This window comes from Corynebacterium halotolerans YIM 70093 = DSM 44683, from assembly GCF_000341345.1.
GTDB classification, from domain to species: Bacteria; Actinomycetota; Actinomycetes; order Mycobacteriales; family Mycobacteriaceae; genus Corynebacterium; species Corynebacterium halotolerans.
The window spans coordinates 1,521,740-1,544,722 of the sequence record NC_020302.1; the positions used below are offsets into that span (position 1 = coordinate 1,521,740).

A 22,983-nucleotide genomic window follows, 5' to 3' on the forward strand; every position below is an offset into this window, starting at 1 on the left:
GTTCCGGTACGCTGGAGCGCGATTTCAACTGCATAACCGAAGAAAAGGACACGATCACCGTGACCCCACCCGCTCGCCGAGACGGCACACCGGAAAAGAAGGGCTTCCGCGCCCGCGGCTCCGACTCATCCCCGAAACAGTCCGAACGCCAGCCGCGCGCCGCCGAGATCCCGCTGTCGAATGCCCGCCCCGCCCGGCACCAGAACGTCGACATGCGTGCCCGCCGGAAGAACACGGGCACCGATGACGCCGAGAGCGTCCGACTCCAGAAGGTCCTGGCCCGTGCCGGGGTCGCCTCCCGCCGCCACGCCGAGGTCCTCATCGACAAGGGGCGCGTGGAGGTCAACGGCAGGATCGTCAAGGCCCAGGGGGTGCGCGTCAACCCCAACGTGGACGTCATCCGCGTCGACGGGGTGCGCATCAACGTCAACGAGGACAACGAGTACTTCCTGCTCAACAAGCCCCGCGGCATGCTCTCGACCATGTCCGACGACCAGGGACGCCCGTGCGTGGGCGACATCGTCGCCGAGCGCACCGTCTCCGGCCAGCGCCTGTTCCACGTCGGCCGGCTCGACGCCGACACCGAGGGCCTGCTGCTGCTGACCAACGACGGCGAGCTGGCCAACCGCCTGATGCACCCGAAGTACGAGGTGGCCAAGACCTATCTGGCCACCGTTCTCGGCGAGGCCGACAAGCGGCTGGTCAACCAGCTGCGCAAGGGCATCGAGCTCGAGGACGGCGTGGCCAAGGCCGACTACGTCCAGATCGTCGACGCCCACAACGGCCAGTCGCTCATCCGCGTCGAGCTGCACGAGGGCCGCAAGCACATCGTGCGCCGCATGCTCAAGGCCGCGGGCTTCCCGGTTCAGCGCCTGGTGCGCACCAAGCTCCACACGGTCCAGCTCGGCGAGCAGAAGCCGGGCACCATGCGCGCGCTGAACAACTCCGAGCTGACCTCCCTGTACAAGGCGGTGGAACTCTAGATGGCCGAGCAGATCTCCAACATGCCCGACGGTGGTCTCATCCTGGCCGTCGACGGCCCCTCCGGCACCGGCAAGTCCACCACCTGCCGCGCGCTGGCCCGCCGCCTGTCCGCCAAGTACGTCGACACCGGCGCCATGTACCGGGTGGCCACGCTCGCCGTGCTGCGCGCCGGCATCGACCCGGCCGACACCGGCAAGGTCATCGAGGCCACCGCCGACCTGCCCCTGGCCGTCAACGACGACCCGGACTCCACCGAGGTGATCCTCAACGGCGAAGACGTCTCCGACGTCATCCGCGGTCCCGAGGTCACCGGGCAGGTCTCGGCGGTCTCCGCCATCCCGGAGGTCCGCGAGAACCTCGTCGCCCTGCAGCGCAAGCTCGCGGCCGACGCCCACCGCGCCATCGTCGAGGGCCGCGACATCGGCACCACCGTGCTGGTCGACGCCCCCGTGAAGGCCTACCTGACGGCCTCGTCCGAGGTACGTGCCCGCCGCCGCTACGACCAGGACACCGCCGCCGGCCGTGAGACCGACTTCGACACCGTCCTGGCCGACGTGGAACGCCGCGACCAGCTCGACTCCACGCGGAAGGCCTCGCCGCTCCGCCCGGCGGACGACGCCGTCATCATCGACACCTCCGACATGACCCCCGACGACGTACTCGACCGCCTCGTCGGTCTGGTGAAAGGGAGCGCCCAGTGAGCACCAGCAACACTGACAACACCGACAACACTGACCAGTCCGGGAACAACCGTCCCGACGACGAACAGGACACCCAGTTCGTCTACCACACCCCCGGTGGCGGGGAGATGGCCGCCGAGGGCGCCTTCGCCGACGAGGATGAGCTCGCCCCCGCCGGCGGGTGGGCCCCGGCCGACTTCGACGCCGACGACTTCCACTTCGAGTTCGACGAGGACGAGTTCTCCGCCCCCGACTTCGGTGACGACTTCGACGACGAGGACTGGGAGGAGGTCGAGCGTTCGCTCGGCATCGTCCGCCCCGAGCACATCGAGGAGGCCCTGCCCACCGTGGCTATCGTCGGCCGCCCGAACGTGGGGAAGTCGACGCTGGTCAACCGCTTCATCGGACGTCGTGAGGCCGTGGTGGAGGACTTTCCGGGCGTGACCCGCGACCGGATCTCCTACCTGGCGGACTGGAACGGACGCCGGTTCTGGGTGCAGGACACCGGCGGTTGGGACCCCAACGTCAAGGGCATCCACGCCGCCATCGCCCATCAGGCGGAGGTCGCGATGGAGACCGCTGACGTGATCGTCTTCGTCGTCGACACCAAGGTCGGCATCACCGAGACCGACTCGGTCATGGCATCCAGGTTGCAGCGCTCGCAGGTGCCGGTCATCCTGGTGGCCAACAAGTTCGACTCGGACTCCCAGTACGCCGACATGGCCGAGTTCTACGCTCTCGGCCTGGGCGATCCGTGGCCGGTCTCCGCGCAGCACGGCCGGGGCGGCGCGGACGTCCTCGACGAGGTCCACGCGAAGTTCCCGGAGGTGCCGCGCCAGTCCTCGATCGTCGAGGGCCCGCGCCGCGTCGCGCTCGTCGGCAAGCCGAACGTGGGCAAGTCCTCGCTGCTGAACAAGTTCGCGCGCGAGGAGCGCTCGGTCGTCGACAATGTCGCCGGCACCACCGTCGATCCGGTGGACTCGCTGGTCCAGCTCGACGAGAAGCTGTGGAAGTTCATCGACACCGCCGGCCTGCGGAAGAAGGTCAAGAACGCCACCGGACACGAGTACTACGCCTCCCTGCGTACCCGCGGCGTGATCGACGCCGCCGAGGTGTGCGTCCTGCTCATCGACGCCTCGGAGCCGGTCACCGAGCAGGACCAGCGTGTCCTGGCCATGATCCTGGAGTCCGGCAAGGCCCTGGTCATCGCCTTCAACAAGTGGGACCTCATGGACGACGAGCGGCGCTGGGAGCTCGACCGTGAGCTCGATCAGCAGCTGGCGCACGTGCCGTGGGTGTCCCGGGTGAACATCTCGGCCAAGACCGGTCGTGCCCTGCAGAAGCTCGAGCCCGCGATGCTTGAGGCGCTCGAGAGCTGGGACAAGCGCATCTCCACCGGCCAGCTCAACAACTGGCTGCGGGAGGCGATCGCGGCGAACCCGCCGCCGATGAAGAACAACCGCCTGCCGCGGGTGCTCTTCGCCACCCAGGCCTCCACCCGCCCGCCGGTGATCGTGCTGTTCACCACCGGATTCCTGGACGCGGGGTACCGCCGTTATCTCGAGCGCAAGTTCCGCGAGGCCTTCGGCTTCCACGGTTCACCCGTTCGTGTCGCCGTACGCGTGCGTGAGCGGCGGCAACGGAAGTAACGGGGGTGAATCCCCCGAATACGCTGAACGTTGCCTTGTCATCATTTAGCATCTCAGATTGTGGCAAGGAATTTCTCAGTTTTCGCGCTCCTCGGGGCCGCGCTCTCCCTCGGCGTGGGCCTCGCTCTGTCCGCCTGCGCTCCCGAGCCGGCGACCGGTGGCGCGGGGGCGGGGACCGGCGACAATCCCGGTTCCTTCACCACCGTGGCGACGCAGACGGCGGCTGACGGCCCGGAGCCCGAGCTGCTCACCCTCCCGACGGCATACACGCGGCTCGACACCGATCAGTTCCGGGTGGCCGGGAACGGCGGCAGCTACGCGTTCACCTCGGCCGACGGGGAACTGGAGTGCATGTTCGCGGCCGTCGACCGCCCCGACACGGCCCTCAACGGGTTCACCGGCAGCTGCGGTCACAGCGAGCCCCACCTGGCGGAGAGCACCACCGTCGTCATGGTCACCGGGCCGGGACGACCGCACTCATTCGCCCACCTGGAGGGCGCCTACCCGGGCACATGGCTCTCGGGCGAACGGGTGCTGGAGCCGGGCGGTTACCTCGACATCGGCGGCCAGGTCGCCTGTTTCAGTGCCTCAGCAGATTCGATCGGCTGCCTCGAATACGACACCGGCGAGGGGTACCAGCTGGTCGGCGCGGAATTCCGTCCCTTCGACCCGGAGCATGCGGAGGAGCTCTTCGGCACCGACGCCGCCATGGTGCAACTGCTCTCCCGGCGCGCGGTCTTCACTCTCGACACCGGGGAAAGGCTCCTGTGCCGGGTTGCCGAGGAGACCCTCGGGTGCCACGGAGGCAACTGGTCGCTGGGGGACGGGTCGGGGATGGTCGACGTCCTCCGTTTCGACCTGGGCGGGGCGCGGCCCACGCTGGCCGGGGACCGCTCCGGCCGGGTGGGGAGACTGCCCCACATCGGCGCGCAACGGGTCGGTCCCGGCAGCTATCTCATGGCCGGCCTGTCCGTCGAGAACTCGGACGGGCGTCTGGTGTTCGCACGGGAGGACGGGGCCTCACTCTGGATTTCCCCCGAGGAGCACGGCGTCATGTGACCCCGACCCGCCGCACCTTCTCAGTTCTTTCTAATGAGAACTTCTCAGAGTTAATAGATTTTCCTTTTGCCCTGATTCACTCCATTCCGCGCCTGGAAAGAGGAGGCCGGTCGGAAGCCGGGAGGGGGATGGTCCGGCCAGCAGCGCGTGAGCCCATGAAGGCGCCATCATCCGCCCGCCCTCCGCTTGCGGCGGTTTCTTTCCTGGGTGGTTGTCTCCACGACTCACCCACGGCAGCTGCGACGTGGACTAACGCTCCAGCACGAACGCGTCGCAGCGGTAGGGGATGGCCAGCAGCTGCCCCGGCGCGAACTCGAGCCGGTCGAACAGGTACCAGCGCAGGTTTTCGGTCACCCGCGCCCGCACCTTCTCGTCCGAGCGCAGCCAGTAGGAGCGGGTCTGGGTCAGCAGGTGAATCTGTTCCGGTGTCAGGTGCTGGATCCAGCGGGTGCGCAGGGTATGGGTGATGCGCCATGGGGCGGCCACGGGCGGGATGAAGCCCTCCTTGTGCACGTCCCCGGAGTGCATGATGCGCGCCAGGCGGTGGATCCACGGGTGGGAGACGTCCAGGTTGTTCCACACCAGCAGCACCTTCCCGCCCGGGCGCACCACCCGGTCGAACTCGGCGCTGGCCCGGAGGGTGTCCACCCAGTGCCAGGTCTGCGCGCAGGCCACGGCGTCCACCGAGGCGTCGGCCAGCGCGGTGGTCTCGGCCGTCGCACGGACGGTGGGCAGACCGCGGGCGGCGAGCACCCGGACCATGTCGGGGCTGGGGTCGGAGGCGACGACCTCGTGGCCGGCGTCGACGAGCGCGGTGGTCAGCTTCCCGGTGCCAGCGCCGACATCGGCGACCCGGTGGGCGCCGGCCAGCAGCGAGACCACGTCGGCGGGGTAGCCCGGGCGGACGTCGTCGTAGATGTCCGCGCCGGTGGCGAAGGCGCGGGCGCCGACGTGGCGGTGCGCGTCGTCGTGGAACTGCGGCCCGTGTTGGCGGGAGAGCTGCGGGTGCATGCCTTAAGAATATGCCGTTGAGCTGGATGGACAACAACCGGGCGCAGGCCGTTGCCGGCGGTGCGTACTGAACGGTGGGCCGCTCGCCGTCTCACCCGCGTCGGACAGGCGCGCCGCCTGACGACTACGCGGCGGGGGTCCGGTGGGGCTGAAGTAGGATCCCTGCATATGCGACAGGCCAGTATCCCAGCGGTCTCCCGACTCCCGGCCCCCGACAGCAGCAACTGGCTGCTGAAGACCGTCTTCTCCCAGTGGCGGAGGACGGTGCCCTCGGCGACGCTGATGTCCCTGGTCTTCCTGTGCAACGGACTGACCCCCGTGATCATCGGCCAGGCCATCGACGACGCGATCGCCCACTCCGATCTCCTCCGGCTCGCCGGCTGGGTGGGCGTGCTGGCCGGTGTCTTCGCCGTCAACGCGGTCGCCGGCTGGTTCGGGCGCCGCCTGCTCATCCGCTCCAACCTGACCGTGGGCCACCATCTGCGCATGGCGGTCACCGACCGGATCCAGGAGCCCCGCGGCCTCGGTGGGAGACGCCGCACCGCCGGCGAGCTGCTGTCGATCGCCTCCTCGGACACCCAACGCGTGGCCGACGCGGTCATGATGACCGTCTTCCCGGTTGCGGAGGTCGTCTCCATCCTCTACGTGGGCGTCGTCATGCTCACCATCAACGTCCCCCTGGGCATCAGCGTGCTCGTCGGCGGGCCGGTGGTCGTCTGGATCGCGCTGAAGGCCGCCACCCCGCTGCGCCGCCGCAGCGGCGTGCGCCAGCACGCACTCGCCCGCGCCGCCGCCACGGCCACCGACGTCGTCCAGGGCCTGCGGATCCTCAAGGGCCTCGGCGCGGTCGAGACCGTCCGTGGACGCTACGGGCGGGTCTCCGACGAGGCCTACGAGCGCACCGTCGACGCCAACGCCGCCGAGGCCCGCCTCAACGCCACCACGGAGACCACCGGTTCGCTCTACGTCATCGCCGTCGGCGTGGCCGCCGGCTGGCTGGGACTGGGCGGCCAGATCACCGTCGGCGAGCTCATCACCATTGTGGGCCTGACCCAGTTCATCATCCACCCGATGACCATGCTCGGCAAGAACATCGCCTCCCGGTGGGCCGCCGCCCAGGCCAGCGGACGGCGCATCGTGGAGGTGCTGTGCGCCGAGCCGCGGCGCGACGCCGAGCGGATCGGCGTACCCGAGCTGCCCACCGGCCTGACCGTGGTCACCGGGGTCGTCCCCGCGGCCCTCGAGCTCGCCCCGCGCGACCGGGTCGTCGTGGCCCCGCACTCGGCCGACCTGTTCGAGGGCAGCGTCCTCGACAACGTGCGCAGCCAGCACCACCCTGATGAACACCGCGCCCACGCCGCCCTACACGCCGCCTCCGCCGAGGACATTCCCGGCGGGCCGCACCGGGAAGTGGGGGAAAACGGCCGCAACCTCTCCGGCGGCCAGCGCCAACGCGTCGCCCTGGCCCGCGCGATCGCCGCGGAACCGGAGATCCTCGTCCTGCAGGATCCGACCACCGCGGTGGACTCGGTGACCGAACAGACCATCGCCGCCCGGGTCGCCGGGATCCGCACCGGGCGGACCACCCTGGTCTTCACGGAGGCGCCCGCGTGGCAGGCCGTGGCGGACCGCGTTCTCACGGAGGTTCCGGTATGAGTGCCCTGAGATTCCCGCTGGCCACCCCGGGCCAGGTGCGCCGCGAGGTCGCCCACCAGGTCAGGGCGGTGCCCGGCGCGCGCCGCCAGTTCCTCATCGCGGTACTGCTGCTCAGCGTGGGCGCCGGCGCCAATGTCATGGTCCCGCGCCTGCTCGGCCGCATCGTGGACATCGTCATCGCCGACGGCACCGGTCTGTGGCAGGCCGCCGGGTGGCTGGTCGTCGCCGCCGTCGTCGGCGCGGGTTTGAGCGCCTGGGGCTTCTTCCTGGTCTCCCGGCTCAGTGAACGGGTGATCGCCAATCTGCGTGAGGGCATGGTCGGTACCGCGCTGGGGCTGCCCGTCCATCGGGTCGAGGACGCCGGCAGCGGTGACCTGGTCTCCCGGTCCACGGACGACGTCGCCGAGTTGTCCTCGGCGGTGACGGAGACCGTGCCGATCCTGACCACCTCGATCTTCACGATCGCCGCGACGGTCGTCGCGCTGCTGGCGCTCGACTGGCAGTTTCTGCTGGTGCCGCTGCTCGCCGCCCCGCTGTACTGGCTCGCCTCGCGCCAGTACCTGGCCAAGGCGCCCGGGCGCTACGCGGCCGAGCGCGCCGCCATGGCCGACCGGGCCCGGCGTGTGCTCGAGGCGATCCACGGCCGCCACACGGTGCGCGCCTTCCGCCTGGAGCCGGTCATGCACGACCGCATCGAGGACTCCTCCCTGGCCGTCGTCGACCGGGGGATGACCGCGCGCACCACCATGCTCGTGCTGCAGATCTGGATGACGGGCATCGAGTTCATCATCCTCGCCACCGGACTGTTCGTCGGCTGGCTCGTCGTCCGGTCGGGGGCGCTGAGCGTCGGCGCCGTCACCGCCGCGATGCTCATGCTCATCCGCCTGCGCAGCCCGTTGATGATGTTCATGCGGGTGCTCGACACCATCCAGTCCGGCTACGCCTCGCTCGCACGCATCGTCGGCGTGGTCAGCGACCCGCCGACCCCAGTGCCGGACGCCGGCGCCGGGGACCGCAGCGGCGAGGTCGTCATGGATTCCGTCAGCTTCAGCTACGGCGGTGGCTGGGCCGTCCGCGAGGTCGACCTGCGCATCCGCCCCGGGGAGACCGTCGCCCTGGTGGGGGCCTCCGGCGCGGGCAAGACGACGGTCGCCGCGCTGCTGGCCGGCCTGCGCGTGCCCGAGGAGGGCTCCGTGACCGTCGACGGGGTGGAGGTGTCCTCCCTGTCCGACGCCGAGCGCGTCGCGCGCCTGGCCATGGTCTCCCAGGACGTCCACGTCTTCTCCGGCACCCTGCGCGAGGACCTGACGCTGGCGGTGCCGGGCGCCACCGACGAACAGCTGCTCGACGCGCTGCGGCGGGTGCACGCGGACTGGTTCGATGAGCTGGCCGACGGCCTCGACACGGAGGTCGGCGCCCGCGGGCTGCAACTGGAGCCCGTTGCCGCGCAGCAGCTCGCACTCGCGCGCATCCTCCTGCTCGACCCGGCCGTGGTGGTCATGGACGAGGCGACCGCCGAGGCCGGTACCGCCGGTGCGGGCGCGCTGGAGGACGCCGCGGACGAGGTCACCCGCGGCCGGGCCGCGCTCGTCGTCGCCCACCGCCTCGACCAGGCCGCGCGCGCGGACCGGGTGATGGTCATGGAGGCCGGGCGCATCGTCGAGGAGGGACCCCACGATGAGCTGGTGGCCGCCGGCGGGCGCTACACCGAACTCTGGACGGCCTGGTCGCGGGGGCGCGTGTGAGAAAGACCGTTCCTGCGCCGCTGACCGTACTCCTCGCCGCGGTGCTGGCACTGGGCGGATGCACCATCGGGCACACGGAGGAAGCGCCCCGGGTCACCGGGTCGGTGACGGTGGACCCGCCCTCCCCGCTGGACAACGGGGCGCCTGTCCTCGACGGCCCGGCACCGGGGGAGCACCGGCAGATGTTCATCTCCTCCCAGGGGCGTGACCGCAGCTTCCTGCTCTCCGTGCCGGAGGGCTACACCGACGAGGTCTCCTGGCCGGTCATCTTCGTCTTCCACGGCTGGCAGGAATCGAGCCGGGCCACGCACGACTACACGGGTTTCGACGCCGCGAACGCGATCGTCGTCTACCCGCAGGGCGTGGCCAACGCCTGGGAGCCCGCCCCCTACGCCAGGACGGCGGCAGGGGAGGATCAGGCCTTCGTCCGGCAGATCCTGGATTCCCTCCGGGCCACCTACCCGGTCGACCGGACACGTGTCTTCGCGGCCGGTTTCTCGAATGGCGGTGGCTTCGCGGCCCTGCTCGGCTGCCGCATGCCGGATGTCTTCGCCGGTGTGGCCTCAGTTTCAGCGGCCTACTACCGCGCCATCCACGACAACTGCTCCGACGATCCGATCGCGCTGCTGGACATCCACGGCACCGTCGATCCGGTGATCAACTACTACGGCGGTACCCGGCACGGCACCCCCTACGATCCGGTGCCGGATGTCCTCGCCGTCGACGCCGAGCGCAACCGCTGCACCGGCGACGTCGCCACCACCCGGGTCAGCGAGGCGGTCATCGAGCAGCACTGGCAGGGCTGCGTCCTGCCGCTGACCCACATCCGCCTCGGCGGGGGCGGGCATGTGTGGCCCGGCGGCACCGCCGATCCGAACATGCCGGTGCCGCGGGGCTTCGCCACCCGGGAGATCCTGGAGTTCTTCGGGATCCCCCGGTCGACGCTCTGAGCCCGTGATGCGAGGCAAGCCCCCTGGGAACAGCCCCGAGCCCCGGAAAAGGGAACAGCTCCATCCGGACTGGTGGCTGTGCCGGACCATCCGTGCAGCCCCCGTTGCCCCCGTCCGGTTCAGTCTCGGCGGCACCGAGCCCACGGTACTGCCGCACTCGTCCTTCGGCTCACGTGACGACGTCCGGCAGCTGAGGGATTACCGGGAGCTGTTCTCGATCGGCAGCTCCGCGACCGGCATCAGGTAGGCGCCGACTAGCTCACTGCCCGGCTGATGACGTAGAGCACCACCACGAGGATGAAGCCGATCACGCCGATCATGGTCTGGTTGACCGTCCAGGTCCGCAACGTGGTGGACACGTCCACGCCCATGAGGCGGCCGACCAGCCAGAAGCCGGAGTCGTTGACGTGACTGACGACGACCGAGCCGGCGGCCGCGGCAATGACCATCAGGGCGGTCTCGAAGGCGTTGAAGTCCCCGCCCACGACGGCCGGGGTCATCAGGGCCGCGGCGGTGGTCAGCGCGACCGTCGCCGAACCCTGCGCGATGCGCAGCACCGCGGCGACGAGGAAGACGGCACCGATGACGGGGATACCCAGATTCGCCATCGAATCGGCCAGGGCGTCACCGATGCCGGAGGCGCGCAGCACCCCGCCGAACATACCGCCGGCGCCGGTGATCAGGACGACGGAGCAGATCGGCCCCAGCGCCCCGTCGACGCTCTTCTCGATCGCCGTGCCGGACTCGCCGCGGCGCAGGCCGAGCAGCCAGATCGCCACGAGCAGGGTGATCAGCAGGGCGATGGGGGTGTTGCCGAAGAACTGGATGACCTGGACCCAGGTGGCGTCCGGATCGACCCAGCCGGCGGTGCCGGCCATGTTCAGGCCCGTGTTGCCGAAGATCAGGATCATGGGGATCAGCAGGATGGCGATGACGGTGCCCGGCCCCGCCGGGTTCCTCAGCTGCTCCCGGTTGGTCTCACCCAACAGCACGGTGGTGCCGGCGTCGGGGAACTTCCGCCCGACGAACTTGCCCCACAGATAACCGGAGACGTACCAGGTGGGCAGGGCCACGACCAGGCCGATGAGCAGCACCAGGCCGATGTCGGCGTCGAAGAACTCGGAGGCCGCGATCGGCCCGGGGTGCGGCGGCACGAACACGTGCATCACGGAGAACGCACCCGCGGCCGGGATGCCGTAAGCCAGCACCGGGCCGTTCAGGCGGCGCGCGACGGCGAAGATCACCGGCAGCATGATCACCAGGCCGGCGTCGAAGAAGATGGGGAAGCCGACGATCAGCGAGGCGATGCCGAGCGCGAACGGGGCGCGGTGATCACCGAAGGCACGCACGAGGGTGTCGGCGAGCGCCTGGGCGCCGCCGGACTGCTCGACGAGCCGGCCGAGCATCGCGCCCAGACCGACCAACAGGGCCACGGAGGCGAGCGTGCCGCCGAACCCGTCGAGCATGACGTCGACGACGGAATTGATCGGGATGCCGGCGACGATCGCCGTCAGCGCGGAGACGATGATGAGGGTGAGGAAGGCGTGGATGCGGAATCCGATGATCAGGATCAGGATCACCGCGATCGCGGCGGCGGCGATGCCCAGCAGTGGGCCGGCCCCGAGTGTCTGTTCCCAGGTATCCATGACGGAGACTCCTAGTGGGTGAGGCGATGGTGGACTACGGCATTGTAGTGCCCGTCTCAATTATCCAGGTCGGCGGCACCCGGGGGTAGCCCCCGCGGCGAGGGTGGACGTCTCCCACCGACACCCGGAACGGTGCCGGGGTCCGGGGGGTGGAGGCGGCCCGGTAGCCTGGCACCCATGGATCAGTTCCTCGAACAGTTCGGGACGGTGGGCTCCTGGGTGACCTCCGCCCTCCTCCTCGTCCTCGGGATCCTCCTGCTCCTCGGCGTGACCTGGATACTGGCGAGTGTCATGCGACGCCTGCTGGGAGTCCCCGTCGGCTGGCCGCGCACCACCGTCATCTCCCTGCTGGTCGTACTGCTCACGGCCGGATTGTTCAACACCGTCATCAACCAGTTCCACACCGCCGAGGGCGGCGCCCTGTCCGGCATCTCACCGACCGCCGGGCTGATACTCCTGCTCATCGCCCTGCTCTGGATGCTCGGCTTCGGCGCCGCCACCCTCATGATCCTCGAACTGATCGCCCCCACCGGCTCCTGGCCCAACGTATTCGCCTGGGTGGCCGACGCCGGCGACCGCCGCGCCCGCAACCGCCGCTACCGCCAGGTCCTGACCATCTTCGTCCGCAACGGCCTGACCTCCGGCGTCCCCGGCTTCGGACGCCACCGGACCCGGGGAGGGGAATCCACCGACGACCGCGAGTCGCTGCGCCGCACAGCCCGCTCCCTGCGCGTCGCCCTCGAGGAGGCAGGCACCACCTTCGTCAAACTCGGCCAGAACCTGTCCACCCGCACCGACGTGCTGCCCCCGGAATTCATCTCCGAACTCTCCCGGCTGCAGACCCAGGCCGCACCCGAACCCTGGGGACCCATCCACGCCGCCCTGACCGAATCCCTCGGCCGCGACCCCGCAGAGGTCTACGCCTGGATCGACCACGAACCACTCGCCAGCGCCTCCGTCGCCCAGGTGCACCGCGCCCGCCTGACCGACGGCACCGAGGTCGTGCTCAAAATCCAGCGCCCCGGCACCCGCGAGGAAGTCACCCGCGACTCCGACATCGTCATGCGGCTGTGCGGGTGGCTCGACCGCAACACCGGCTGGGGCCGCAACCTCGGCATCCGCCAACTCGCCGCCCGCTTCACCGAATCCCTCGCCGAGGAACTCGACTACCGCATCGAGGCCGCCAACATGAAGGATCTCGAACACGCCCTCGCGGACGGCCCCGTCACCATGCCCCGGGTCCACCCGGAACACTCCTCAACCCGCCTGCTGGTGATGGACCTGATGGACGGCACCACGGTCGGACGCGCCGGGCGCGAGCTCTCGCACCTCCCCGAGAGAACGCGTATCCGGCTGGGGGAGGAGCTGCTGGTGTCGGTGATGCACCAGATCATGCGCCACGGCGTCTTCCACGCCGACGTCCACCCCGGCAACGTGCTCCTCCTCGAAACCGACGACGGCCCCCTCCTGGGCCTGCTGGACTTCGGGGCCGTCGGGCATCTCGACGCAGGCGCCCAGCAGCAGCTGGCGATCGTCTTCGCGGCCCTTGAGCAGGGCGACGCCCGTGTCCTCACCGACGCCCTCATCGAGTTGCTCGGCCGCCCCCGGGACCTGGATGACCGCGCCCTGGAACGGCAGGTCGGGGAACTGATGATCCGCTACCGCAACGGGCTGCGCGGTGGTTCCGCCTCGGAGCTGTTCGGCCGGTTGATGGCGATGATCGTGGCCAACCGTTTCGAGGTGCCCGCCGGGGTCGCCGCCGCCTTCCGCGCCCTGGGCGGGGCGGAAGGCACCCTCGCGCTGATCACCCCGGACCTCGACATCGTGGAGACGGCCCGCACGGTCGGCTCGGACATGACCAGATCGCAGTTCCGCCCCGACAACCTCAAGGACGCGGCGAACGCGGTGATGCTCGAGACGATCCCCCTGCTCCGGAAACTTCCGCGCCGGATCAGCCACATCACCGAGGACCTGCACGACGGCCGCCTCTCCGTCAACGTCCGCGTGCTGGCCCACGCCGAGGACCGCAACTTCATCACCCGGCTGTTCCAGCAGTTCACCATCGCGGTGCTCGCCGGCTTCTGCGTCCTCGGCGGCATCGTGCTCATCGCCTTCGGCGAGGGCGGCCCCGCGCTGACGGACTACCTGAGCTGGCAGGCCGCGCTCGGCTACATCGTCCTGTTCGCCGGCTTCCTGCTCTCCCTGCGGATTGTCACGCTGGTGCTCTACCACGGCAACCGGGACTCGTTGGCGGGGTGAGCCGGGGCTCCAGGGACACCCGGGGCGGCAGATAGTTACCGATTCCCCGGTGGCTGCGGGTGCGAGCAAGTAGGTTCAGGAGTGAGCCAGCGCACACGCGCTGATGTCTTCACTCCCCGTGACACCGAAAGCGAACAGCGATGTTTCCTTCCCGTTTCAAGCTCCTGGCCAGTGTCTTCACCGCAGGTGCCCTCGCCCTCGTCGCCTGCGGCGAGACCTCCGATACCGACACCGGCACCGACGCCGCCGGGGGCGGTGAGTCCTACGCCATCGGCATCAACCAACTCGTCCAGCATCCGGCCCTGGACGCCGCCACCGCAGGCTTCAGGGAGGCGCTCGAGGAATCCGGGGTCGAGGTGACCTTCGAGGAGCAGAACGCCAACGGTGAGCAGGCGACCGCGCTGACCATCGCGCAGTCCTTCGCCAACGACGATCTGGACCTGGTCCTGGCCGTGGCCACCCCGGCCGCCCAGGCCACCGCCCAGAACATCACCGACGCCCCCGTGCTGTTCACCGCCGTCACGGACGCGGAGTCCGCGGACCTGGTCGACTCGAACGACTCTCCCGGCGGCAACGTCACCGGCACCTCCGACGTCGCCCCGATCGAGGAGCAGCTCGACCTGCTCACCCAACTGGTGCCCGACGCCGAGAACATCGGCATCGTCTACAGCTCCGGGGAGGTCAACTCGGAGGTGCAGGTCGCCGCCGTGGAGGAGGCCGCTGCGCCGTTGGGAATCGACGTCACCACCCAGACGGTGACCACCGTCAACGAGATCCAGCAGGCCGTCGAGGCGCTCGGCGACGTCGACGCCATCTACGTGCCCACCGACAACATGGTTGTCTCCGGTATCGCCTCCCTCATCCAGGTGGCCGAGCAACGTCAGATTCCGGTGATCGGCGCGGAGTCCGGCACCGTCGAGGGTGGGGCAGTGGCCACCCTCGGCATCGACTACACCGAACTGGGCCGCCAGACCGGGGAGATGGCCCTGCGCATCCTGCGCGACGGCGAGGATCCGGCCACGATGCCGGTGGAGACGGCCGATGAGTTCACCTACGTGATCAACGAGGACGCCGCGCAGCGCCAGGGTGTGGAGATCCCGCAGGAGATCCTGGACGAAGCCGAGCGGGTATGATCGGCGCGCTTGAACTCGGCCTGATCTACGGGGTGATGGCCCTGGGTGTCTACCTGACATTCCGGGTCCTCAACTTCGCGGACCTGACCGTCGACGGTTCCTTCACCACCGGTGGCGCCACCGCGGCCATCGCCATCCTCGCGGGCTGGAATCCGCTGCTGGCCACGTTGGCGGGCTTCGCCACCGGCTTCGCCGCGGGGGTCATCACCGGCCTGTTGCACACCAAGGGCCGGATCGACGGCCTGCTGGCCGGAATTCTCACCCAGATCGGCCTGTGGTCGGTCAACCTGCGCATCATGGACGGGGCCAATGTCCCGCTGCTGCGGCAGGACACCCTGTTCACCCCGCTGCGCGAGCTCGGGTGGCTGGGCACCTGGGCGGGCGTGGCCGTCCTGGCCGTGATCGTCGCGGTGTTCGGAGTGGTCACCGTCTGGTTCCTCACCACGGATCTGGGCATGTCGTTGCGCGCCACCGGTGACAACGGTCCGATGATCACCTCGTTCGGTGTCTCGACCGACTTCACCAAGACACTGACCCTGGCGCTGTCCAACGGTCTGGTCGGCATGTGCGGCGCCCTGGTGGCCCAGTACCAGGGCTTCGCCGACATCAGTATGGGTATCGGCCTCATCCTCGTCGGTCTGGCCTCGGTGATCCTGGGGCAGGCGATCCTCGGCCAGCGCTGGCTGTGGCTCGCCGTTTTCGCCGTCACCGTCGGTGCCGTGATCTACCGGTTGATCATCTTCGCCGCGTTGGAAGTCGGGCTGAACCCCAACGACATGAAACTGGTCACGGCTGTGCTCGTTGTCGCCGCGCTGCTGATTCCACGGTGGAAGGGGATTGCGGGCCGCTTCAACCGACGCCCAGCCGAACGCGAACGCGACCGTTCCCCGGAGCCGGCGGAGATCAGCGTCGGTGTCGGTGCCGGAACCCAGAGGGAGGTCTGAGCGGATCATGCTGAAAATCGACCACGTCTCCAAGACCTTCTTCGCCGGCACGGTCAATGAACGCCGCGCGCTGGTCGAGGTGGACCTCTCGCTGGCCGAAGGCGACTTCGTGACCGTCATCGGTTCCAACGGCGCCGGAAAATCCACCCTGCTCAATGCGGTCTCGGGCCGGCTTCCCGTCGACTCGGGCACCGTCGAGATCGACGGCGCGAAGGTCAATCGCCTGCCCGAGCACAAGCGGGCCCGCTACATCGGCCGCGTTTTCCAGGACCCCCTGGCCGGCACCGCCCCGAACCTGACGATCGAGGAGAACCTCTCGCTGGCGCTGTTGCGCGGAAAGCGCCGCGGGCTGCGGCCGGGACTGACGGGCAGCCGCAGAGCCCGCTTCGTCGAGGAACTGGCGACCCTGGAGCTCGGCCTGGAGGACCGCCTGACCGCGAAGGTGGGGCTGCTCTCCGGCGGCCAGCGCCAGGCCCTGTCACTGCTGATGACCGGGTTCACCCAGCCGAAGATCATGCTGCTCGACGAGCACACCGCCGCCCTCGACCCCCAGCGGGCGGAACTGGTGACCACCCTGACCGAGCGGATCGTCGAACGGGGCGGGTTGACCACGCTGATGGTCACCCACAACATGGAACAGGCCATCCGGCTGGGTAACCGGCTGATCATGATGCACGAAGGGCGCATCGTCTACGAGGCGGACCAGGCCGCCAAGACGAAGCTGACAGTGAAGGATCTGCTCAGTGAGTTCACGAAGATCAAGGGCGCGACCCTGTCGGACAAGGCGTTCCTGGGGTAGGGAACGGGCCTGTCCTGGCCGACGGCTGCACGAACGCAGCTGCCGGCCTCCTTCTGTTACGGCAGGACGCGAACGAAACCCTGGCCTTCACAACTCCGGCTTCCTGGCGGACTGCTCGGACAATCTTCCCTGCTTCACGTTCTACTGCTCGGGTGCCTGAGCCCGTTCCGCGTCATCCTGCAGTCCAATAATGTGGACACAAAAAATCCCCGATCTTTGCGATCAGGGATTCCATGGCTCTGTCGGACTGACAGGATTTGAACCTGCGACCCCTACACCCCCAGTGTAGTGCGCTACCAAGCTGCGCCACAGTCCGCCGTCACATCTCTCAATGCGACTGGTTCAGGTTACAACAGTGTGATCCGTTTACGCTAATCGGCAGGTCAGTAGGGGTGGGGAACTGGTTATGACACGTCGCCCTCACTGTAGACCCAGGCACCGTCCACGCGGCGGAAGGTCGAGCGCTCCCGCTGGGAGCCGGAGACGTCACCCTTGTAGAAGGCCTCGAACTCCACCACGCCCGTCTGATCCAGCGGCCCGCCGGCCACCGTGTCCAGGATGTCCAGCCGGTAGAAGCGGACGGGCATGTCGGCCAGCGTCAGCTCGGCCGGGCGGGTCGCCGGATCCCAGGTGCGCAGCAGGTACCCCACGTCCTCCGTCACAAACGCCGTGAACCGGGAGCGCATGAGCGTCTCCGCGGTTGGGGCGGGGGTTCCGCCGTGGTATTTTCCGCAGCACTCGCCGTAGCTCAGGCCAGTGCCGCAGGGGCAGCGCCTCTCCGCCGGGATCGCCGCACTCATGCCTGCACGTCCATGATGTTCGCACCTTCCAGCATCGCCTCGATGTCCGTCTTCTTCGCGGCGTCGAGGAGCACCCGGCGCTGCTCAACGCTCAGATCCCCCACCAGGTGGATCCTGCGCTCGAAGGTCGAGTCGAGCACGTTGACCACGGACACCTCGACGTCGTCGAGCGGCATGCCCTTGGCGGCCTCGCGGACGGCCTGCGACGTCGCCGACGCGAGCGCGGACATGAGCAGGCCCATCGCGCTGAAGCCCTGGTTCTTGCCGCCGGCGGCCTTGGGGCGGTCGGTGACGAGCTCGCGGTCGTCGGTACGCACGACCGCGCCGAAGCGGGTGCCGGCGGCCGGGCGCGCGACGGCGGTGTCGGCGTTGGTCGGCTCGGGGGTGAACTCGGGCTCGAGGTACTGCTGGACCCAGTTGCCGATGATGTGCCCCGCGTGCTGGGCCACCCCCTGACGGGTGCACAGGTGGTCGGCCTTGTCGAGGGAGACCAGCGACTTCGGGTAGCGCGTGGTGCGGAAGATGTTCTGCGCGTTGTCCACGCCGACGGTCTGGTCGATGGGGGAGTGCACGATCATCAACGGCTTGCGCATCCTCGGCAGGTAGGCCTCCGGGTCGGTGTCGGCCAGGTCCTCGAGGAAGGGCCGCGAGATGACGATGTCGCGCCCGCCGAGGACGACGGTGACCGCCCCGTGGTCGTCGACCTCCTTGATGCGGTCGGCGAAGTGCAGCACCGCGTGCGCCGGGTCGAAGGGCGCGCCGATGGTGGCCACGGCGCGCAGATTCCGGATCCGCGTGGCGGCCCGCAGGGAGGCTGCGCCGCCCAGGGAGTGTCCGACCAGCAGCTGCGGGGCCGAGTATTGCCTGGTCATCCACTCGTTGGCGGCGATGATGTCCTCGACGTTCGAGCTGAAGCAGGTGTCCTCGAAGTTGCCCTCCGACTGCCCGAGGCCGGGGAAGTCGAACCGCAGCGAGGCGATCCCGTACTCTGCGAGTGTCTTGCATACCCGGGCCGCTGCGGGGGTGAACCGGGAGCCGGTGAAGCAGTGCGCGAACATCGCGTACGCCACCGGGGGAGAGTCGGGGAAGTCGATGGTGCCTGTCATCGTCGTCCCCTGACTCGAGGGAAGCTTGACGCTCACGGAATGCAAGGCTCAGTACACCTTTCAGTCGGACGGATGGTCTTTCCAAGGATAAGGCAGTGCCAGCACCGGGGGGACCCGCCGCTCCATTAGGGTGGACGGGACACACCCACACGAACAACGGAGGTGGACCGTGGGCGCATTCGACTGGTTCTGGAAGGCGATGGGGGCACAGTCCGGACGCAACCAGAAGCGCAGTCGCGCCATCGTCGACGCCGCGGGCGACCGGGCGTCGGAACTCGGGGCGCTCGACGACGCCGAGCTGGCCGGGCGGGCGCGGCAACTGACCGCCTCGGGGGAGGTGCGCGACCCGGCGGCCTTCCTCGCGGTGCTCGCCGCGGCGTCGAAACGCACCCTGGGCCTGGAGCCGTTCCCCGTGCAGTCGCAGGCCGTGCTGCGCCTGCTCGAGGGCGACGTCATCCAGATGGCCACCGGCGAGGGCAAGACCCTCGTCGGTGCGATGGCCGCCACCGGCTTCGCCCTGGGCGGCAGGCGCGTCCACGTGGTCACCGTCAACGACTACCTCGCCGCCCGTGACGCCGAGTGGATGCGCCCGCTGGTGGAATTCTTCGGCCTGACGGTCGCCTCCGTCACCGAGAAGCTCACCCCCGGAGAGCGCCGCGAGGCCTACGCCGCGGACGTCATCTACGGCCCGGTCAACGAGATCGGCTTCGACGTGCTGCGGGACCAGCAGATCACCAGCCGCGAACAGGCCGTGCAGGCACCGGCCGACGTCGCGCTCGTGGACGAGGCGGACTCCGTGCTCGTCGACGAGGCGCTGGTGCCGCTCGTGCTCGCCGGCAGCCAGCCCGGGGTCGAGGCGACCGGCCAGATCACCGACATCGTGCGCCACCTGCGGGAGAACGAGCACTACACGATCGACGACGACCGCCGGAACGCCTTCCTCACCGAGGCCGGCGCGAAGCGTGTCGAGCAGGCGCTCGGCATCGGCTCCCTCTACGACGACGGGCACATCGGCACCACCCTGGTGAAGGTCAACCTGGCGCTGCACGCCCGCGCCCTGCTGATCCGCGACATCCACTACCTCGTCGTCGACGGCAAGGTGCAGCTGATCGACGCCTCCCGGGGACGGGTGGCCGACCTGCAACGCTGGCCCGACGGGCTCCAGGCGGCCGTCGAGGCGAAGGAGGGACTCGACGTCACCGAGGGCGGGCGCATCCTGGACACCATCACCCTCCAGGCGCTCATGGGCCGCTACCCGATGGTCTGCGGCATGACCGGCACCGCCGTCGAGGCCACCGACCAGCTACGCCAGTTCTACGGCCTGCAGGTCTCCGTCATCGACCGGAACAAGGAGCTGCGCCGCTTCGACGAGGCCGACCGGATCTTCGCCACCGCCGAGGAGAAGAACCGTGCGATCGTCGCCGAGATCGCCGCCCTCCACGCCACCGGCCAACCGGTGCTGGTGGGCACCCATGACGTCGCCGAGTCGGAGATGCTCGCCGAGGCACTCGAGGAGCTGGGCATCGAGGTCAACGTCCTCAACGCCAAGAACGACGCCGAGGAGGCCCGCATCATCGCCGAGGCCGGCGACCTGGGGCGGGTGACCGTCTCCACGCAGATGGCCGGCCGTGGCACGGACATCCGGCTCGGCGGCGCGGACGAGTCCGACCACGGGGAGGTCGTCGAACTGGGCGGGCTGGCCGTGATCGGCACGTCCCGCCACCGCAGCTCCCGTCTGGACAACCAGCTGCGCGGTCGCGCCGGACGCCAGGGGGATCCGGGCCTGTCCCTGTTCTTCGTCTCGCTGGAGGACGACGTGGTCGCCGCCGGCGGCGCGGGGGAGCAGATCACCGCCCAGCCGGATGCCGACGGCCGCATCGACTCGAAGCGGGTGGCCGACTTCATCGGCCACTGTCAGCGTGTGACCGAGGGGCAGCTGCTGGAGATCCACGCCCAGTCCTGGAAGTACAACCAGCTGCTGGCCGACCAGCGCGTGATCATCGACGAGCGGCGGGCGAAGCTGCTGGACACCGGACAGGCGTGGGGGGAACTGGCCGAGCGGGCGCCGGAGCGGGCGGAGGAGTTGTCCGGCCTGCCGCGCGAGGTGCTCGAGCGGGCGGCGCGCGAGATCATGCTCTTCCACCTGGACGACTCCTGGGCCGAGCATCTGGCGCACATGGACGACGTGCGCGAGTCGATCCACCTGCGTGCCATCGCACGGGAGACCCCCATCGACGAGTACCACCGCATCGCCGTGCGCGAGTTCAGGGACCTGGCCCAACGCGCCGTCGATGACGCCGTCGCGACCTTCCGGACGGTTCCGATTGATGCCGAGGGTGCCCACCTGGAGGACCAGGGCCTGTCCCGCCCGTCCGCCACCTGGACCTACATGGTCTCTGACAACCCCCTGGCGGGCTCGGGCAATTCGGTCATCTCCGGCCTCGGAAACCTCTTCCGGTGAAGGGCTTCGCCTGTTTGCCGGCAGGGTATTTTGTTTCCGCCACCCTCGTATCCGCCCACGAAACCGCAGGCGACGGGGGACGGTGGGTGCGCTTTTCCCGCAATCTGCGGCGGGGTACGCCCTCGCCGCCCGCGCACAGCGGCTATGATGGCTTTCAGTCCACAGATCCGACGAACCGGAGGTTATTGAAATGAGCGAGAATACCGGTACTCCAGAGGCACAGGTCGAGACGACGTCGGTCTTCCGTGCCGATCTTCTCAAGGAAATGGAGTCCGGCGCTGGCACCACCCCGGCCGCCTCCGGTGCGGACAACCTGCCCGAGGGGGCAGGTCTGCTCGTGGTCAAGCGCGGCCCGAACGCTGGTGCCCGATTCCTTCTGGATCAGACCACCACCACGGCCGGCCGCCACCCGGATTCCGACATCTTCCTCGACGATGTCACGGTCTCCCGGCGCCATGCCGAGTTCCGCATCAACGACGGCGAGTTCGAGGTCGTCGACGTCGGATCCCTCAACGGCACCTACGTCAACCGCGAGCCGCGCAACGCTCAGGTGCTCTCCACCGGCGACGAGATCCAGATCGGCAAGTTCCGCCTGGTCTTCCTCGCCGCCCCGAAGAAGGACTAGCTCCTTCCTCATTTCCCTGCCCACCCCTTCCCAAGAAAAGCGATCCAGTACCAGCAGTGAGTGCAGTCCGTAAGTCGGCGGCGGTCCGTTCCACCTCGGCAAAAAGTTCCTCCAAAACCATGTCCATCGGAGTGGTGCTGGAGCGACTCCGCGCGGAATTTCCCGACGTGACCGTCTCGAAAATCCGGTTCCTCGAGTCCGAGGGGCTGATCTCACCCCAGCGCACCGCCTCCGGATACCGCCGGTTCACCGGCGACGACGTCGAGCGGCTGCGCTACATCCTGGTGACCCAGCGCGACAATTACCTGCCGCTGAAGGTCATCCGGGAGCAGCTGGAGGCGATGGACTCGGGGGCGGTCACCGCCATCCTCACCGCCGGCGAGGCGGAGCCGATGGTCGCGCCGGAGAACTTCCGCGCGCCCGTCGCCACGCGGCTGACCGACACCGACGTCGCGGAGCAGGCGGGCGTCGGGGAGGACAGTGTCGCCGAGCTGATCTCGGCGGGACTGATCCGGCCGGACGGGGCGGGTTTCTTCACCGCCGACGATGTGCGCATCGTCACGACCGCCGAGGCGCTCAAGGGCTTCGGCTTCGACATCCGGCACCTGAAGTCGCTGCGCAACACCGCCAACCGGCAGGCCGACCTCATCGGCCGGGTGGCCGGACCCGTCGCGAAGTCGAACAGCGACACCGCGCGCCCGCGGGCGGAGGAGATGGGCCTGCAGATGACGGCGCTGGTGGTCTCCCTCCACGCCAATCTGGTCAAGAACGCACTGCGTGACGAGTTGGATTCATGACTTTCATTCCTGTCGAGTACCACGGTGTGCACACCACCGGCCCCGAGCAGTTCGCCTGTGTGGTGCTGCGTTGGGCCGAGCAGAAGCGCATCCTCCCGATCTGGCTCTCGCCGCTCGCGGCCGCGGAGCTCGAGATCCGTGACAAGGGCTACAGCCCCCGGCGGCCGGGCAGCCACGAGCTGCTGGCCGAGACGCTGACCCGGCTGACCAGCGGAGTCTCCGGCATCAACATCGTCAGCCACTACGAAGGCGTGTTCATCGCCTCGATCGTGCTCAACGACGGCCAGGAGATCGACGCGCGGGCCTCCGACGCGGTGATCCTGGCCCGGATGTTCGAGATGGACATCCACGTCGACGAGGACGTGCTGCTCCAGGCCTCCGTCTTCGTCTCCGACGAGGATCTGGCGGACTACCTCCAGGTGCAGGTCAAGGGCGCCACCGTGACCGAGGGTGATTCCTCGGCCTCGGGCGATGCCCAGGCGGACAAGGACTTCGAGGAGATGATGCGCTCGCTCGGCATGTCGGAGGAGGACCTGTTCGGTCGCGGCGCGGGCCCGGGGGACGGGGACGGGCCGGGTGACTCCGATGACGGGTCTGAAGATGTGGACGGCGATGACCGGGGCTCCGGGGACGACGGGGATTCACGGGATTAGGCGTTAACTTCGGCTTAACTTTTTGG

Annotated in this window: 19 protein-coding genes and 1 tRNA gene; 15 read left to right on the plus strand and 5 right to left on the minus strand. The window is 69.1% G+C overall.

All coding sequences use genetic code 11. From position 1 onward, the window contains the following. Nucleotides 1-59 precede the first annotated feature (59 nt). Genes A605_RS07100 through A605_RS07115 form a run of 4 tightly spaced genes read left to right on the plus strand, consistent with a single transcriptional unit; the run spans nt 60 to nt 4,372 of the window. Complete coding sequence (locus tag A605_RS07100; RefSeq protein ID WP_015400822.1) at nt 60-983, plus strand: pseudouridine synthase; 924 nt, start codon at nt 60-62, stop codon at nt 981-983. Continuing rightward, the gene (gene cmk, locus A605_RS07105) at nt 984-1,685 is read left to right on the plus strand and encodes a (d)CMP kinase (RefSeq protein ID WP_015400823.1); all 702 of its coding nucleotides are present in this window, start codon (nt 984-986) and stop codon (nt 1,683-1,685) included. Continuing rightward, complete coding sequence (der, locus tag A605_RS07110) at nt 1,682-3,313, plus strand: ribosome biogenesis GTPase Der (protein ID WP_015400824.1); 1,632 nt, start codon at nt 1,682-1,684, stop codon at nt 3,311-3,313. Before cmk ends, der begins: the two co-directional genes overlap by 4 nt. A 60-nt stretch (nt 3,314-3,373) precedes the next feature. Beyond that, nucleotides 3,374-4,372 (plus strand): hypothetical protein, encoded by a 999-nt coding sequence (locus tag A605_RS07115; protein WP_027004166.1) that lies wholly within the window; start codon nt 3,374-3,376, stop codon nt 4,370-4,372. 249 nt (nt 4,373-4,621) lie between these two features. Here the strand turns inward: A605_RS07115 and A605_RS07120 are convergent, their stop codons facing one another. Next, nucleotides 4,622-5,383: a class I SAM-dependent methyltransferase gene (locus A605_RS07120; RefSeq protein WP_015400826.1), complete on the minus strand. Its 762-nt coding sequence runs from the start codon at nt 5,381-5,383 to the stop codon at nt 4,622-4,624. Nucleotides 5,384-5,551: 168 nt separating this feature from the next. Here A605_RS07120 and A605_RS07125 point away from each other — a divergent pair, with 168 nt between their 5' ends. The 3 genes from A605_RS07125 to A605_RS07135 are packed head-to-tail and all read left to right on the plus strand — an operon-like array spanning nt 5,552 to nt 9,734. Then, on the plus strand, nt 5,552-7,039 hold the full coding sequence (locus A605_RS07125; protein ID WP_015400827.1) for an ABC transporter transmembrane domain-containing protein: 1,488 nt from the start codon (nt 5,552-5,554) through the stop codon (nt 7,037-7,039). Next, nucleotides 7,036-8,784 carry an ABC transporter ATP-binding protein gene (locus tag A605_RS07130; protein WP_015400828.1) on the plus strand — a complete coding sequence of 583 codons (1,749 nt, stop codon included), beginning with the start codon at nt 7,036-7,038 and terminating at the stop codon, nt 8,782-8,784. The genes A605_RS07125 and A605_RS07130 overlap by 4 nt, the downstream gene beginning before the upstream one ends. Further along, nucleotides 8,781-9,734: a CE1 family esterase gene (locus A605_RS07135; RefSeq protein WP_027004164.1), complete on the plus strand. Its 954-nt coding sequence runs from the start codon at nt 8,781-8,783 to the stop codon at nt 9,732-9,734. The genes A605_RS07130 and A605_RS07135 overlap by 4 nt, the downstream gene beginning before the upstream one ends. Nucleotides 9,735-9,988: 254 nt before the next feature. Here the strand turns inward: A605_RS07135 and A605_RS07145 are convergent, their stop codons facing one another. Continuing rightward, a complete protein-coding gene (locus tag A605_RS07145) occupies nt 9,989-11,380 on the minus strand; it encodes a GntP family permease (RefSeq protein ID WP_015400830.1) in 1,392 nt (463 codons plus the stop codon). 177 nt (nt 11,381-11,557) lie between these two features. On the opposite strand from A605_RS07145, the gene A605_RS07150 reads away from it, so the two are divergent. From A605_RS07150 to A605_RS07165, 4 genes are all read left to right on the plus strand, one after another. After that, a complete protein-coding gene (locus A605_RS07150; protein WP_015400831.1) occupies nt 11,558-13,639 on the plus strand; it encodes an ABC1 kinase family protein in 2,082 nt (693 codons plus the stop codon). A 140-nt stretch (nt 13,640-13,779) separates the two neighbouring features. Beyond that, nucleotides 13,780-14,772 (plus strand): ABC transporter substrate-binding protein, encoded by a 993-nt coding sequence (locus A605_RS07155; protein WP_015400832.1) that lies wholly within the window; start codon nt 13,780-13,782, stop codon nt 14,770-14,772. Then, nucleotides 14,769-15,716 carry an ABC transporter permease gene (locus A605_RS07160; protein WP_015400833.1) on the plus strand — a complete coding sequence of 316 codons (948 nt, stop codon included), beginning with the start codon at nt 14,769-14,771 and terminating at the stop codon, nt 15,714-15,716. The genes A605_RS07155 and A605_RS07160 overlap by 4 nt, the downstream gene beginning before the upstream one ends. A gap of 7 nt (nt 15,717-15,723) precedes the next feature. Beyond that, complete coding sequence (locus A605_RS07165; RefSeq protein ID WP_015400834.1) at nt 15,724-16,515, plus strand: ABC transporter ATP-binding protein; 792 nt, start codon at nt 15,724-15,726, stop codon at nt 16,513-16,515. A 242-nt stretch (nt 16,516-16,757) separates the two neighbouring features. Here A605_RS07165 and A605_RS07170 read toward each other — a convergent pair. The 3 genes from A605_RS07170 to A605_RS07180 all read right to left on the minus strand — a co-directional run bounded on the left by A605_RS07170 (nt 16,758) and on the right by A605_RS07180 (nt 18,421). Further along, a tRNA-Pro gene (locus A605_RS07170) sits at nt 16,758-16,831 on the minus strand. Between the two features lie 88 nt (nt 16,832-16,919). Next, complete coding sequence (locus A605_RS07175; RefSeq protein WP_027004162.1) at nt 16,920-17,315, minus strand: YchJ family protein; 396 nt, start codon at nt 17,313-17,315, stop codon at nt 16,920-16,922. Further along, complete coding sequence (locus tag A605_RS07180; protein WP_015400836.1) at nt 17,312-18,421, minus strand: bifunctional alpha/beta hydrolase/OsmC family protein; 1,110 nt, start codon at nt 18,419-18,421, stop codon at nt 17,312-17,314. Before A605_RS07180 ends, A605_RS07175 begins: the two co-directional genes overlap by 4 nt. A gap of 169 nt (nt 18,422-18,590) precedes the next feature. Here A605_RS07180 and secA2 point away from each other — a divergent pair, with 169 nt between their 5' ends. The 4 genes from secA2 (at nt 18,591) to A605_RS07200 (ending at nt 22,957) form a co-directional block, all read left to right on the plus strand. Then, on the plus strand, nt 18,591-20,882 hold the full coding sequence (gene secA2, locus A605_RS07185) for an accessory Sec system translocase SecA2 (RefSeq protein ID WP_015400837.1): 2,292 nt from the start codon (nt 18,591-18,593) through the stop codon (nt 20,880-20,882). A 190-nt stretch (nt 20,883-21,072) separates the two neighbouring features. Next, complete coding sequence (gene odhI, locus A605_RS07190) at nt 21,073-21,507, plus strand: oxoglutarate dehydrogenase inhibitor Odhl (protein ID WP_015400838.1); 435 nt, start codon at nt 21,073-21,075, stop codon at nt 21,505-21,507. A gap of 56 nt (nt 21,508-21,563) precedes the next feature. Then, nucleotides 21,564-22,304, plus strand: a complete 741-nt coding sequence (ftsR, locus tag A605_RS07195; RefSeq protein WP_027004160.1) for a transcriptional regulator FtsR — start codon at nt 21,564-21,566, stop codon at nt 22,302-22,304. Then, on the plus strand, nt 22,301-22,957 hold the full coding sequence (locus tag A605_RS07200; RefSeq protein WP_015400840.1) for a bifunctional nuclease family protein: 657 nt from the start codon (nt 22,301-22,303) through the stop codon (nt 22,955-22,957). Before ftsR ends, A605_RS07200 begins: the two co-directional genes overlap by 4 nt. Nucleotides 22,958-22,983: the final 26 nt, after the last annotated feature.

Coding starts and splice junctions, on each gene's coding strand:
- A605_RS07145 (WP_015400830.1), bottom strand. CDS start 11,380: ATGGATACCTGGGAACAGACACTCGGGGCCGGCCCACTGCTGGGCATC.
- A605_RS07165 (WP_015400834.1), top strand. CDS start 15,724: ATGCTGAAAATCGACCACGTCTCCAAGACCTTCTTCGCCGGCACGGTC.
- A605_RS07160 (WP_015400833.1), top strand. CDS start 14,769: ATGATCGGCGCGCTTGAACTCGGCCTGATCTACGGGGTGATGGCCCTG.
- A605_RS07125 (WP_015400827.1), top strand. CDS start 5,552: ATGCGACAGGCCAGTATCCCAGCGGTCTCCCGACTCCCGGCCCCCGAC.
- A605_RS07200 (WP_015400840.1), top strand. CDS start 22,301: ATGACTTTCATTCCTGTCGAGTACCACGGTGTGCACACCACCGGCCCC.
- A605_RS07120 (WP_015400826.1), bottom strand. CDS start 5,383: ATGCACCCGCAGCTCTCCCGCCAACACGGGCCGCAGTTCCACGACGAC.
- A605_RS07175 (WP_027004162.1), bottom strand. CDS start 17,315: ATGAGTGCGGCGATCCCGGCGGAGAGGCGCTGCCCCTGCGGCACTGGC.
- A605_RS07130 (WP_015400828.1), top strand. CDS start 7,036: ATGAGTGCCCTGAGATTCCCGCTGGCCACCCCGGGCCAGGTGCGCCGC.
- A605_RS07150 (WP_015400831.1), top strand. CDS start 11,558: ATGGATCAGTTCCTCGAACAGTTCGGGACGGTGGGCTCCTGGGTGACC.
- A605_RS07180 (WP_015400836.1), bottom strand. CDS start 18,421: ATGACAGGCACCATCGACTTCCCCGACTCTCCCCCGGTGGCGTACGCG.
- odhI (WP_015400838.1), top strand. CDS start 21,073: ATGAGCGAGAATACCGGTACTCCAGAGGCACAGGTCGAGACGACGTCG.
- A605_RS07155 (WP_015400832.1), top strand. CDS start 13,780: ATGTTTCCTTCCCGTTTCAAGCTCCTGGCCAGTGTCTTCACCGCAGGT.
- cmk (WP_015400823.1), top strand. CDS start 984: ATGGCCGAGCAGATCTCCAACATGCCCGACGGTGGTCTCATCCTGGCC.